The following is a 12,323-nucleotide window of genomic DNA, read 5'->3' on the forward strand; positions in this document are numbered from 1 at the left end:
AAGCAAAACCTTGTCTTCGACTTTTTAAATTCGATATAATGAATAGAAGAATAGTGACGTTTTGTAAGAGAGGTGAAGAAATGCTAGGCGGATGGTTTTTATGGTTTATTCTTTTTTGGGTTATTGTTCTCATCTCTTTATTTGCCATAGGCGGATTTTTTATGTTTCGTAAATTTTTAAAAAGGCTTCCGAAACAAGATGGGAAATCAGATATGGATTGGGAAGAATATTATGTAGAAAAAACGCAAAGGCTATGGACACCAGATCAAGAATCTTTACTTGATGAGCTTGTCAGTCCAGTTCCCGAATTATTCCGCGATGTTGCTCGGCAAAAAATAGCTGGTAAAATTGGTGAACTTGCATTAAAAGAAAGAGTGAGGAAAATAGACTTGGATGTAGTAATAAGAGGTTATATTTTGGCTACACCAAAACGTGATCACAAGTTTCTTCGGAAAAAGCTAGATCAATTAAACATTGATGTTTCGCCATATGAACATTTATTTTAACGACTCCTGAACAAATCAGGAGTTTGCTTTTTATTTTTTAAAAGGAATTGGTGAGGATAATGAACCTACTAGCCGTGGGATTAGGTGGGGTTGTTGGCAGTTTACTTAGATATTTTATTAGCACACTATCATTCGGGGCAGCTGATCAACTGTTTCCTTTCCATACTCTCCTCGTCAACCTAATCGGTTCTTATTTTTTAGGTATTTTGACAGGATTAAATAAACGTATACCGTACATACCCACTTATATCTCTGCCGCCATTGGAACGGGTTTAATCGGGTCTTTTACAACTTTTTCCACCTTTAGTACTGAGGTAGTAAAACTATTACAAGACCACTATTATTTTATGGCCTTTTCATATATCATCATCAGTTTTCTTGGCGGACTCGTTTTAGCTGCTTTTGGCTACATCCAAGGTGCTGGTCGCAAAGGAAAGAAAGTGGTGAACATATGACGTTTCTTTTAGTGGCAGCTGGAGGTTTTTTTGGTGCTTCTGCTCGTTACTACCTTAGTAAAAAATTGAAACTAACGATGAATTCATTTCCGGTTCCTACGCTTTTTATTAATCTGATAGGCTCGTTTCTACTAGGTGTCATCATCGGGGCATCTACCCCATCGGCCATCTCATCATTTTTTGGAATAGGGTTCTTAGGATCGTTTACAACTTATTCCACATTCATGGTTGAAAATGTGCAACTAATGATCGAAGGAAAATGGAAAAGTATGTTAACTTATTCATGCTTAAGTTATCTCGCTGGTATTTTTTTTGCCTTTATCGGTTTCTTGATTGGAACCTGAATTTCCTCCTTCTAACATACAAAAAAGCAGCCTCATGTTTGAGAGCTGCTTTTTATATTAGCTATGTCTTCCGGCAAGTTTTTTATATTGTACATACATTGCAACTCGCCATGGAACAATCATTCCGAATGCTAATAGCCAAAACATTCCACTTAATTGGCCAACTTCGATTTGCTGGCTTAGAATGGATTTTCCTACAATTCTAATCAGCAATAAACCAATTAATATAAACGCAAATGCCTTAGATCTCTTTAAGTAAATATCGTTGTCCCTCACTTCAAATTTAGAAGTTTTAATTAGTAGTATTGAAAAAACCATGCCAACTGCAGTTGCTTCCAATATTTCCATTCCTGTTACTCTGAAATAAGGATGCAAAAACATTAACGCACCAGTACTCATGAATATAGGAGGCAGGATGATTTTCCTAGCAGAAACCGGCTTTTTTGCTGCTTTCATGCGTACAATAATGACCGCAATACTCATGCAAAAGGCAACTATTGATGAAAATAAAATCGTCAATTTATTCATCCTTTATCGTTCATATATTAAGGGTGGCGAATCCACCCTCTACATTATATACAATTGTAGCCTAAAATTGCATATAGTTATGCTTTTAACACTAGAAACCTGTAAAATCGCCAAAGAACGTTTGAAAAATACTAATAATTAAAGTCATGCCATCAAAAAATAATAAGATTCCCATAAGAATCATGATGACGCCACCGATTTTCATTATTTTTATATTATGTTTGCGAATCCAATCCATTCTCCCGATAAAGAATGACAATATGAAAAAGGGAATAGCGAATCCAAGTGTATATGCAATCATATAGATTACTCCAGACCCCGGATTAGCTGCAGCAAGAGCTAAAACCATCATCAGGATCGGTCCTGTACAAGGGGTCCAACCTGCTGCAAATGCCATCCCAACCAAAGATGTACCGATAAATCCAGCTGGACGGTTTTTAAATTCAAATCTTCGTTCCTTCATTAAGAAGTCTGGAGATATGATGCCTACTACCATCAATCCAAATAAAACAATTAAGATTGAGCCAATCTGCCTAATTAAATTTTGATATTCTTCAAAAAAATTGCCTACAAAGGAAGATCCGAACCCAAGTGCTATAAAAATTATCGAAAAACCAAGCAGAAAAAAGGCAGTGTGTAACATGCTTCTCCGTCTAAACATAGCCTTATCATTTTTCAACTCACTGACGGACATACCCGTTATATATGATAAAAATGCTGGATACAAAGGTAGGCAACATGGCGATATGAAGCTTAAAAATCCTGCACCAAGAGCCAAAAATAAATTAATATCACCTGTCATTAATTACAACTCCTATATGTATTTGCCTCCATTCTATCAAATATTCATGGTTAAAACGCCGATTACGCTTGTGAATCTTCTGTGGCAGTTTTTGACGTCGATTAATTTTTGATTAACACTAAAAGTTTGGTATAATTCCATTAATATCAAAAAATATTACTATTTTTTTATGAAAGGGATTTTAGACTGTGTCAAACAAAAACCTGCTTACGGAGATCGAGAAAAAGCGTCAAGAATTAATAGCAATTGCGGCCAAAACCGGATTGACATCCGCTATTTCTCTACAATATAGTATGGAGCTAGACTTATTACTTAACCAATATCAGCGTGTAAGCGATATTAAAATTTGAATTTTATCAATAAATAGAGCCAGGTCCTAAGGAAATTTAGACATGGCTCTATTGTTAACAGATAAAGAACGTATAAATTTTTTTAAAGATTTCTTTTGAAATTTAGCCTTCCTTGGTCTAGCTGACATCGACTAGCAATCTTCAGGATTCATCCTACGAGAAATTACTTGAATAAGAAAAGGGCATTATCAATTACTCCAGTAATCCCCTGTAATTAATTCAAATCATTATGGTTTTTATATAATTTTTGAGAGAGAAGATAGGAAATTGTAGCAACAACCAAAGTTACAAGTAATGGTATTGAATGAATCTCACCAAACGCTACCTCATGACTAAGATGTCCCTCTATTGCGGAAAAATCTGGAGTATAAAAGGCAGTTAAGATTACACCTGATAATATTTGAAATACCGTATAAAACAATATAAAACTAATTATAAATACAATATATTTTTTCAAATTTATCCCTACCTTCCAAATTATTTGTGAATTTATGATACCATACTCATATTTCACTAAACTCCCGTTAGTACAATAAGTTCAGCAAAAAGGAGCGATTATTCTTCTTAGATTAACGCACCCTTTAGTGAAATAAGAACCTCATTACCTATCTGGTCCATCATTATTCTCACCCACTTTAAGATTAAATGAATTGGAATCTAAATTGTTCTTTTCAACTACCTCATAGAAAATTGATTTTACATCTTCTTGTACGGATTCTGTAGCATCTTTGTTTACTAAGATATACTTCACCCGAATATCATCGTTTGAATAAACCGCAAGCAACATATGAAAAAAATAATTCTTTTCTTCCAATTTATTGTGTACTTGTTCAAAAAAGCCATTCTCTTGATAAAGTAGGGTGTGAAACAAGAGCGGCAACCAAAAATTAGCTTCAGTTCTCGCTTAAGTGGATCCTCGGTCAGCTCCGGTGCCTAAAATACTTGACGCAATTCAATCTGACCTTCTCCATGTCCTTGCGGGTCCGGCATCCGCATTGCCCACTCGATGGCTTCTTCCCTTGACTTCACATCAATCAGGATGAACCCGGCAATCAATTCTTTCGTTTCCATAAATGGGCCCTCTGTAACTAACGGCTTTTCTCCTGGTTTCGGAAAAGAAATACGAATCCCATTTGAACTTGGATGAAGTCCTTTAGCCATAACCCGGACGCCTGCCTTAACTAATTCCTCATTGTACTTATCCATGGCTTCCATGAGCTCCGGGTTCGGGAGATTTCCGCCTTCCGAGTTCTTCGAGGCTTTGACAATCAACATAAACAGCATAAAGATTCCTCCTTCTTTTTTAGAAGCAAAAATTGACCTCTTTATAAATACAACGAACCGGTATCTTCAAAATCGACCATTAATAAAAAAACCTAAAAATGTGATCGTAGTAAAATTTTGTTCTTCTCAGTCGATATTGATGTTTAGGTCTTCCAAAGGTTCTATAGTTACAACGGAAACGCCCCAATATTTTGTTAGGGTAACAGCCATCTGTCCATTGCCAGCTCCGACTTCCAATACCCGCATTCCTGGTTGTAGGTTCAATTTTCCATTGACTGAACATCCTAAAGTTAGTATTACATATATTCTGTTGATTAAAGGCAAAATCCTTCTTGAGCTAACCTGCCCTTAAGTCAAAAAAGACCGACATAGTGCACGATCTCATTGTTTTGTTAAAGCACCCGTTTACATTAAGTACATTTATTCACAAACGATTAACCGACGCAAAGAATTATTTGGTAGGTGTTCCTTGGTGGAATATCATTTGCCATTTTCCTTGAATATTTTTCCAAACAGAACTTCGTAATACCAATTTACTGTCATTATGTCTTAATGAGCAATACGTTGCTAATACAACATCTGAAGCTAATAATTTTATATTAAATTCGGTTACTGTATATTTTATAGAATTAGTAACAGTTTTATCATCTCTAACTGCATCAAGCTGTGCATTCTTATCAAATATGTTTCCAGAACTTCCATATTCAAAAAAGTCATCTGCGAGATGCTCGTTTAATTCGTTATAATCATATGTCATTAATTGTTTTTCAAGATACAGAATTTGGTCTTTAAGTGATAGATGTTCCATAAAACTCTCTCCCCATAATAGTGTCTTTTACGACTTAATCTACAAGAAGGATACATTACCTTGTTAAACTAACCTGCCCGTTAGTACAATAAGTTCAACAAAAGGGAGTGATCATCCTGCTTTGATTAACGCACCCATTATTTGAAGTAGGTTTATTAAAAAGAAAGGGACAACTTTGAACGTTGCCCCTTTCTTTGTTACCCTTTTTTTATTTTTAACATCGGGTTAGCATTTGCCTGAAATTCATATGGCACTTTTACTTCTTCAACTGTGCAGCTATTTTCAGCAAGCTAACTTATTAATTTATCTAAATGTTCATATCGTTTACCTTCCAAATCAACTAAAGGAAAAATACGAATTGTCCTCTTCAGTAACTCTCAATAACTCATTTAGTGTTTTTATATATGAAATTGGTAATCTAATCGGTCAGCATACATAAATAGAAAATGTGCAGAAAGAAGAATATCAAATTCTCCATCCTTAAATGGTAAGGAAGGCAAAGTGACGGGAACGTATCGTTCACTCGATTCCCTCATATCGTTAACACCATTTTTCAAGGTACTCAAACGATGTTTTCTAAGACCTTCAATATCTTTAAAATAATCCCATATATAATTGTTTTGCGCTTTTTCCATAATTTCCATAGCGTGTTCAATATCTCGAAGACCTTTATTATATAGATCTTCCTTTGAATGATAATATGCAATATCAGCACCCTATTCCTACTTTACTAACCTGCCACGTTAATAAAAAAGCGTCTCTACTTATTGTAGAAACGCTCCCGATACTTCAAGAATTGACTTCGTTAATTGTCTAATCTACCCAACAGATTATATGGGTTTACTTCCCAACTTTCATAAGGAATGAAGTTTTTAGAATTCATTGCATCAATAGTTCGTGACTTCATATGTGGTCGAGTAATGTACGTTCCAATATTATTTTCATCCAAGGCTATAAATTTAGCTTCCTTTATTTCTTCTTGTTGTATGTTTAACTCACCACTTACACATTCCGCTTTAAAAACAACTGATAAAAGTTGACTTGTAGAATTGTAATAGACTCCAGTAATTCCGATTGGCTTAATAACAATACCTGTTTCCTCTAAGACCTCTCGATATAAGGCTTTATCTAAAGGTTCGCCTTCCTCAACATGTCCTCCCGGTGATTCCCATGTATCAGAACGCCAATGTGTCTTAACTAATAATGTTTCTCCATTTTCATTGGTGATATAAGCAGATACAGCAATAATATGTTTTGGATAATTTTTTTCCACTTTCTCCCCCCACTTCCTTTTTATATTTTTGTTGTTTCACTAACCTGCCCCGTTAGGTAGGCATGTATTTCCTCCCTCAATACCCGTATTGTTCTTCAACGCATCTGCCCCTTCAATTCAATAAGAAAAAAGAGCCGTCAAGCAGCTCAACGATCTTCAAGTAAAGAACCCTTTAGTTGAATTCTTTAAAAAGTTTATATATACAAAAACAAAGTGATACAAGACCTACTGTAAACATAATTGCACCAAGTATGACGTTGGATAAAATATATCCTTCTGTAATAATTCGGAAATCATTTGAGTCCATACTTCCGCCCATTGATGTACTTACATACAGGCTTGCCAAGTCTCTTCCATTTCCGGCACTATGTATTAGTTTTGAATATCCAAATAAGATTAGGACTATGGTAAACAAAAGAAACCCATACTTAGTTATATACTTCAAATTATTTCCCCTCCATTTTTCTTCAACTAATCTGTCCCGTTAGTACAATAACTTCAACAAAAATTAGCGATAATCCTTCTTGAATTATCGCACCCTATAGTTTAGGTAGAAACCTTCACAATGACGATCCTTAAAATGAGTAGTTTCTAGAATCTAGTACAAAAAAGACGCCTTCCTACTCAAGAAAAGCGCCCGATTGCGGGAGATCAAGATAGTGATTACTGCTTTCTGCTTGTTATACTAACGCACCCCTTAGTTTAATAAAACATAACTATTATTTTTTAAAAAAGGCGAAGAACTAACTTTTTAAAAACTAAGTGTTTCTTAAAATATGTGACGGAATCTCTATAACCAATTGATTTATAAAATTTATCAGCTCTTCTATTAGCCAATGCATTTAATTTGGAGCCTCTTTCTTTATATATAGTAAGAATTTCTGAGAACAAATTAGTTCTCACCTTTCACTACACGATACTTTGTTATTAGGTCTATAATAAAGAAAATTGTTACATATAAAAAAGCTATTATTCCCGTTAATATAATATCCAATGACAAAATTGAAAATAACAATATACAAAGAAATGAACACCCTAAATGTTTTAAATAAGAGAACCATATCGACTGATTTTTATCGTGATATTCTATAGCAATTGATGATAGAACACCGCCAATAAAAAGTGTTGGAACCGTAAACAAACTCACTGCAAATCCAGCCGCTAAATCATATCCACCTGAAAATTCATAGAAAAAGAATGGCACAATAAAGAATCCAATAACTGATGTTAGAAACGCTGCATAAATTTTTCTTGAAATCATTTCAATTATTATCGCCCCCTTATACACAGTTCAACAAAAAAGTGCATTAATCCTTCTTGGATCAATACACTCCGAGAGTTTAAGTACATTTTTACATACTTAAGAAATTCTTTTTTCTATTAATGAAAACTTAAACTTTTATCTTTATATATGGAATAAGTTCCAGCTTTATTTTTTAGTGAGGTCCTGTTCACCTTTACAGAAGAAATTTAATTGGCTTAGCTTTTTGATGATAACCCCAATCATATTCTTCTCGATACCCCAACACTTTACCTTTGATAAGTTTAACTGGTAATGGTCCGTATAGGTTACTATCAATACTTCTCCACCATAGATCGCCAGAAACAAAAATATGACCTTCAGGAACAGTTATTTTTTCAAAATTATATTCTCTTTCGTAGTCGTCGCTTCGGGGATTATTAGGACCATTACCATAAAATGTGTCTAATTTTTTCCCATCAACGTAAAACTGACCTTGCCGTATTTCGATGGATTTACCCGGTAAAGCAATTACTCGGTTGACCGGCTCTTCAAAAGGTTCTCCGGGTACAACTTCATAATATTTTTCAGGCTGTTTGTGATATACAACATCCCCTCTTTGAATTTCTTCGTTTTCATAATAAGATGGATCAATAACAATGTTTCTAAATTGATATTTGTAGGGATTGTCTTCCCATTCCATATTGTCAACTCCATAAATGGTGGTAATCATACCGTCTTTCATTACTACTGTTTCTAATTTTTTTTCGTATTTGCATCAGTTATTATTTTGTTCGTTAAAGCGGAAGAACAACCTGCTAATAAGGTAATAAGTAGAATGAAAAATAAACGTTTTTACATAAAATAACCTCCCTTCAGAAACGCTTTTCTTCAACTCTTCTCCCCCGTTACTTCAATAATCTATTTTTCTTGTTGCTCTTTTTTCTTTTTTATTGTTATCAGTTTTGACATAACAAAATGACCCACTGTAATAGTAAGTAACAGGTCTCTATATGGCTCATTTGTCCCCCCTAATAGTGATACAACTATATAGAAAAACATAAATGAAATTATTAACAAACCAAGAACATAATACTCAATTTTCACTTCCAAAATATTTCCCCCTTATTAAATAAACCTGCCCTGATAGTACAATAACTTCAACATAAATAAGCGATAATCCTTCTTGAATTATCGCATCCGTTAGGTTATTTACAATGTTTCACAAACTCGTTATTGTAAATTCATCTTATTAAGGCTTTTTAACTTATTACAATCATTCAACAGGATCGCCACCAAAGACTGTAGAGGTAAATTCCCAATGTGCCCTATCGACTGCTAATTGTCTAAATTTCTTTGGGTCAACCAAATCTTCTGTTCTAAATTCGTCAATAGGTACAACTTCAAGTTGATTTGTACCTTCCTCTCTATTTATTTTTTCTACTATTTCAACATATTGCTTGTGATACTCTTCTTTTTGTTCTTGGGTTAATTCTAAAGGAGTTACTGAAACAACTTTTTCTTTATTGGTATCAGATAAACCCCCAACCTCTACTTCTTGTGCATTCGTTATATCCTCCGTTACTTTTTTTTCTGATTCTTCATTTACACTACATCCTGCTAAAACGATAGCTCCAATTAAAATTCCTACACACATATACTTTTTCAACATTCACACCCCATTATAAAAATTGTTTAACTATTCTAATATTAGTTTATAGAACTTAGAATCCTATTGCAATTATTTAACTAACCTGCCCGTTAGCTTAATAACTTCAACAAAAAAGCGTTAATCCTTCTTCAATTAACGCACCCTTTAGTTGAATAAGAACAATTAGAGCATTATTGCCACTAAGGCAGAAAATATGACTACGGAAAAAGGAATAATATACAAACTTTGTTTTTTTCTCTTTGGAACAAAAAGTAAAATGATAATTATCATTAAAGCGTAAGATATTCCAATGCCAAGCATTTCAAAATATACTCCATCACTTACAAGAACATTTTCGACATTCGCATATTTTTCATAATACTCTACCGTGAAAAGATAGAATTTATATCCTTCAAATGCAATCGCAGAAACTGGTAAAGCTGTAATAATACTAGAAATTAAGTGGTCAGTACGTGAAAACCACATTATGTAGGCTGGGATTGTTGATAGTAATGCAGCCAAGGACCAAAAAACAATATACTTTAATGGAAAAAGGTTAAGAATTAGGATCGTATACATGTAATACGAAAATAGCATTGAAACAAGGAATACAAAAACACGTGTTGCGGCTAATTTGGGAGTGTAAGAATAGGCAGCTACAAAAGCAAGAATAAAGATCCATACCCCCAATTTACTTCCGATTAACCCTAAGAATGAAAGTTCGTTAGGAATTAAAGTCGAATCAAGTATTTTAGCAATAAGGCCTGATACAAATCCAAAAATGAATGAAAATAAAACCGAATATGCTATTTGCTTTTTGCCTACTTTAATATTAGTACGTATTCTATTAGATCTTAAAAACATACTCATAATTAACCTCGATTTTTTTATTTTTGTTTTTACAATGGATTGTTTAACACAAGTTAAACATCACTTTTCAACTAACCTGCCCCGTTACTTTAAGTACATTCCTTCACAATCTTTACTTATTCATATAAATATCCAAATCAACTACAAAGTGTTATTCAAGAATCGACCTTACATGCAAAAAAGCGCTGATCCATACTCTGGAAATACGCCCTTTAGTTGAATAAAACTTCTGTAATTATTCCTTATTTTAATTTTTAAAATGGCTTATCGAGGTTCGATAAGCCACTTTTATACATATTGTATTATTTTAATAATGCGATTTTTATATGGGCTAAGTGATGCTTCTCGTGCCAAGCTAATTTTGCAACTTTTGTTGCAACTGTTATTATACCGTTTATCTGGTGAGTAAAAGCTCGATCTAATTGCTCTTCAGATAAACTATGTCCTAAAGATACAATGCGCTCATTTATACCTTCTAACATTTTAATAGAACTTTCTACAGGAAGCTTTGTATCTGGTTGAATAGCCCACTTTTCTTCATCAAAAGCTGGTACTGTTGGATTCTCATCTGTTAAAGCTAGCTTCAAACGTTGATACATGTTCAACTGAGAATCTGCAATGTGATGAACAAGTTGACGAACTGTCCAGCTACCTTCACGATAAGTTCTGCTTAATTCCTCATCACTTAATGAGTCAACAGTTTCTCTTAATCGAATCGTGTAAGTTTCGATTTCTTTTAGCCATTCTTGAATATTTTCTAATGTTACTTTTTCAGGAACTTGTAGTTTCCCAATTGGGTATCTTACATCCATTTTCAATCCCCTTTTCCCTATTCGCTATTTCTTTTACTTATTTATTATTACATAATGATTGTGTACGAATCACTCCATTAATCTGTTCAAAATGATGTAAATCATGATCCGCAAAATTCTTCATTTATTCATATCCTAAAGATATTGTTCCATACTATTATGTATTTCGGTATTAACGTTTAAAAACCTTGTCTATTTCTATATCTTTTCTAGCCACTCTTATTAATAACTATTTCCTTTCTTTCCAGTTCTTCCACCTTCACAGTGTGGTGAGTGCTGATGGTGGTGCAAAATATTATCTAGAAGTGTAGTAGAATCACCTTATTAACTAATTATGCGTAGGACTGTTATAAATATAGACTTGAGATTATAGTATTTTAAATATTATGTACGTCTAATTCGATTCTCTTCTCGTAATAACAAATAAATATTATCTATAATGGTAAGTTAGCTGTTTACGATTAAAATTCTCCAACTAAAATAGTAGAATTTTTCAATCGAATTCAATTAAATTTTTCATTAATTCATTTTTGTTTTCCACTTTCACCATCTCATAAAAATTAATATTTTCGTTATTTTTTTTCCCTAATTGAATGTATTTTTTCCTTACATCTTCAGTACATCTTAAACCAAATACTATTTCTTTAATTTTTGATGGGCATTTATAGCTCCCAGAAGTTAATTCAATATACCTCCATTCCTCTTCATAATTCCAATCTGTTACTTTTGTTGAAACTACCGCCTGAAATGTTGGATCATCCATTGAAACTTTTTGTAATTTATATTGCGCACCTATAAGAAGATCCGTTTTTAATTGTGGTCCAATAAAACTAGCTATCTCATCAATATAATTTACTTTCAAACAAAATCTAGGGTCTGCTAATTTAGAGCTTTCCGAAACCTCAAAACCTATAGCTAAACCTTTATGACTATTTGCATAATGCGCCCACATTAATTGTTGATTCACATTTTCAGTCATACTAAATATTCCGATATTTTTTATCTTCTCATAAAAATCGTTATATATATCTTCTGGATTTGTAGGCTTTTGAGCTCCTATAGAATCATAATATTTCATAAGAGCTTCATATTTTTTTTCAATTGAATTCCATTTCCCTATTCGCTTCGTTATTCGATCTGCATCTTTTCTATTTATTAATCCACTGCTAGATTGAAGAACTAATCCAAAGCAAAAGGCTTCGATTTGCTGCTTTTTTAATAAATTTATTTTTTCTTTAAATGCATATTTAGAGATTTTTTCAATAGAGCATTCAAATGGATCATTTAAATTTTCAGGTTTAGATAGCCATACTTTATCTTCATTTAGTATAGCCTCAGTAAATTCACTATCTTCACGAAATTTATATAGAATCATTAATATTATCCCCTGTAAAAAAATT

The 12,323-nt window shown here is 33.3% G+C and carries 20 protein-coding genes; 4 read left to right on the forward strand and 16 right to left on the reverse strand.

Translation table 11 applies throughout. The features are described 5' to 3' along the window. Positions 1 to 80 precede the first annotated feature (80 nt). Genes KHA88_RS05320 through KHA88_RS05330 form a run of 3 tightly spaced genes read left to right on the forward strand, consistent with a single transcriptional unit; the run spans position 81 to position 1,305 of the window. Positions 81 to 506: a DUF2621 domain-containing protein gene (locus KHA88_RS05320; protein WP_213097833.1), complete on the forward strand. Its 426-nt coding sequence runs from the start codon at positions 81 to 83 to the stop codon at positions 504 to 506. Positions 507 to 565: 59 nt separating this feature from the next. Further along, positions 566 to 961 carry a fluoride efflux transporter CrcB gene (gene crcB / locus KHA88_RS05325; RefSeq protein ID WP_213121500.1) on the forward strand — a complete coding sequence of 132 codons (396 nt, stop codon included), beginning with the start codon at positions 566 to 568 and terminating at the stop codon, positions 959 to 961. Further along, on the forward strand, positions 958 to 1,305 hold the full coding sequence (locus KHA88_RS05330; RefSeq protein WP_213121501.1) for a fluoride efflux transporter FluC: 348 nt from the start codon (positions 958 to 960) through the stop codon (positions 1,303 to 1,305). The genes crcB and KHA88_RS05330 overlap by 4 nt, the downstream gene beginning before the upstream one ends. Positions 1,306 to 1,362: 57 nt before the next feature. On the opposite strand, the gene KHA88_RS05335 is transcribed toward KHA88_RS05330, so the two are convergent. Continuing rightward, positions 1,363 to 1,833, reverse strand: a complete 471-nt coding sequence (locus KHA88_RS05335) for a CcdC family protein (protein ID WP_213107106.1) — start codon at positions 1,831 to 1,833, stop codon at positions 1,363 to 1,365. A gap of 91 nt (positions 1,834 to 1,924) precedes the next feature. Next, positions 1,925 to 2,635, reverse strand: a complete 711-nt coding sequence (locus KHA88_RS05340) for a cytochrome c biogenesis CcdA family protein (protein WP_213107107.1) — start codon at positions 2,633 to 2,635, stop codon at positions 1,925 to 1,927. A gap of 188 nt (positions 2,636 to 2,823) precedes the next feature. On the opposite strand from KHA88_RS05340, the gene KHA88_RS05345 reads away from it, so the two are divergent. Beyond that, positions 2,824 to 2,985: a Spo0E family sporulation regulatory protein-aspartic acid phosphatase gene (locus KHA88_RS05345; protein WP_213096812.1), complete on the forward strand. Its 162-nt coding sequence runs from the start codon at positions 2,824 to 2,826 to the stop codon at positions 2,983 to 2,985. 601 nt (positions 2,986 to 3,586) lie between these two features. Here KHA88_RS05345 and KHA88_RS05350 read toward each other — a convergent pair. The 14 genes from KHA88_RS05350 to KHA88_RS05415 form a co-directional block, all read right to left on the reverse strand. Then, positions 3,587 to 3,799, reverse strand: a complete 213-nt coding sequence (locus KHA88_RS05350; RefSeq protein ID WP_213121502.1) for a hypothetical protein — start codon at positions 3,797 to 3,799, stop codon at positions 3,587 to 3,589. A gap of 119 nt (positions 3,800 to 3,918) precedes the next feature. Beyond that, positions 3,919 to 4,269, reverse strand: coding sequence for a YciI family protein (locus tag KHA88_RS05355; RefSeq protein WP_213121503.1), 351 nt, complete (start codon positions 4,267 to 4,269; stop codon positions 3,919 to 3,921). Between the two features lie 126 nt (positions 4,270 to 4,395). Further along, positions 4,396 to 4,533: an SAM-dependent methyltransferase gene (locus tag KHA88_RS05360; protein ID WP_213121504.1), complete on the reverse strand. Its 138-nt coding sequence runs from the start codon at positions 4,531 to 4,533 to the stop codon at positions 4,396 to 4,398. A gap of 187 nt (positions 4,534 to 4,720) precedes the next feature. Then, positions 4,721 to 5,077 carry a nuclear transport factor 2 family protein gene (locus KHA88_RS05365; protein WP_213121505.1) on the reverse strand — a complete coding sequence of 119 codons (357 nt, stop codon included), beginning with the start codon at positions 5,075 to 5,077 and terminating at the stop codon, positions 4,721 to 4,723. 398 nt (positions 5,078 to 5,475) lie between these two features. After that, positions 5,476 to 5,712 carry a hypothetical protein gene (locus tag KHA88_RS20865; RefSeq protein ID WP_249312911.1) on the reverse strand — a complete coding sequence of 79 codons (237 nt, stop codon included), beginning with the start codon at positions 5,710 to 5,712 and terminating at the stop codon, positions 5,476 to 5,478. Between the two features lie 170 nt (positions 5,713 to 5,882). Beyond that, positions 5,883 to 6,350, reverse strand: a complete 468-nt coding sequence (locus KHA88_RS05375; protein ID WP_213121506.1) for an NUDIX hydrolase — start codon at positions 6,348 to 6,350, stop codon at positions 5,883 to 5,885. A 172-nt stretch (positions 6,351 to 6,522) separates the two neighbouring features. Further along, positions 6,523 to 6,795: a hypothetical protein gene (locus KHA88_RS05380; RefSeq protein ID WP_213121507.1), complete on the reverse strand. Its 273-nt coding sequence runs from the start codon at positions 6,793 to 6,795 to the stop codon at positions 6,523 to 6,525. A 447-nt stretch (positions 6,796 to 7,242) separates the two neighbouring features. Then, positions 7,243 to 7,611 carry a hypothetical protein gene (locus KHA88_RS05385; RefSeq protein WP_213107113.1) on the reverse strand — a complete coding sequence of 123 codons (369 nt, stop codon included), beginning with the start codon at positions 7,609 to 7,611 and terminating at the stop codon, positions 7,243 to 7,245. Positions 7,612 to 7,807: 196 nt separating this feature from the next. Continuing rightward, complete coding sequence (gene lepB / locus KHA88_RS05390; RefSeq protein WP_213121508.1) at positions 7,808 to 8,335, reverse strand: signal peptidase I; 528 nt, start codon at positions 8,333 to 8,335, stop codon at positions 7,808 to 7,810. 176 nt (positions 8,336 to 8,511) lie between these two features. After that, a complete protein-coding gene (locus KHA88_RS05395) occupies positions 8,512 to 8,697 on the reverse strand; it encodes a hypothetical protein (RefSeq protein ID WP_346728952.1) in 186 nt (61 codons plus the stop codon). 169 nt (positions 8,698 to 8,866) lie between these two features. Next, the gene (locus tag KHA88_RS05400) at positions 8,867 to 9,259 is read right to left on the reverse strand and encodes a hypothetical protein (protein ID WP_213121509.1); all 393 of its coding nucleotides are present in this window, start codon (positions 9,257 to 9,259) and stop codon (positions 8,867 to 8,869) included. A 165-nt stretch (positions 9,260 to 9,424) separates the two neighbouring features. Further along, on the reverse strand, positions 9,425 to 10,111 hold the full coding sequence (locus KHA88_RS05405) for a hypothetical protein (protein ID WP_213121510.1): 687 nt from the start codon (positions 10,109 to 10,111) through the stop codon (positions 9,425 to 9,427). Positions 10,112 to 10,413: 302 nt separating this feature from the next. Continuing rightward, positions 10,414 to 10,923 carry a YfiT family bacillithiol transferase gene (locus KHA88_RS05410; RefSeq protein ID WP_213121511.1) on the reverse strand — a complete coding sequence of 170 codons (510 nt, stop codon included), beginning with the start codon at positions 10,921 to 10,923 and terminating at the stop codon, positions 10,414 to 10,416. Positions 10,924 to 11,416: 493 nt separating this feature from the next. Then, positions 11,417 to 12,298, reverse strand: a complete 882-nt coding sequence (locus tag KHA88_RS05415; protein WP_213121512.1) for a DUF2971 domain-containing protein — start codon at positions 12,296 to 12,298, stop codon at positions 11,417 to 11,419. Between the last annotated feature and the right edge of the window lie 25 nt (positions 12,299 to 12,323).

Source organism: Lederbergia citrea (genome assembly GCF_018343525.1).
Classification (GTDB): Bacteria; Bacillota; Bacilli; order Bacillales; family Bacillaceae_C; genus Lederbergia; species Lederbergia citrea.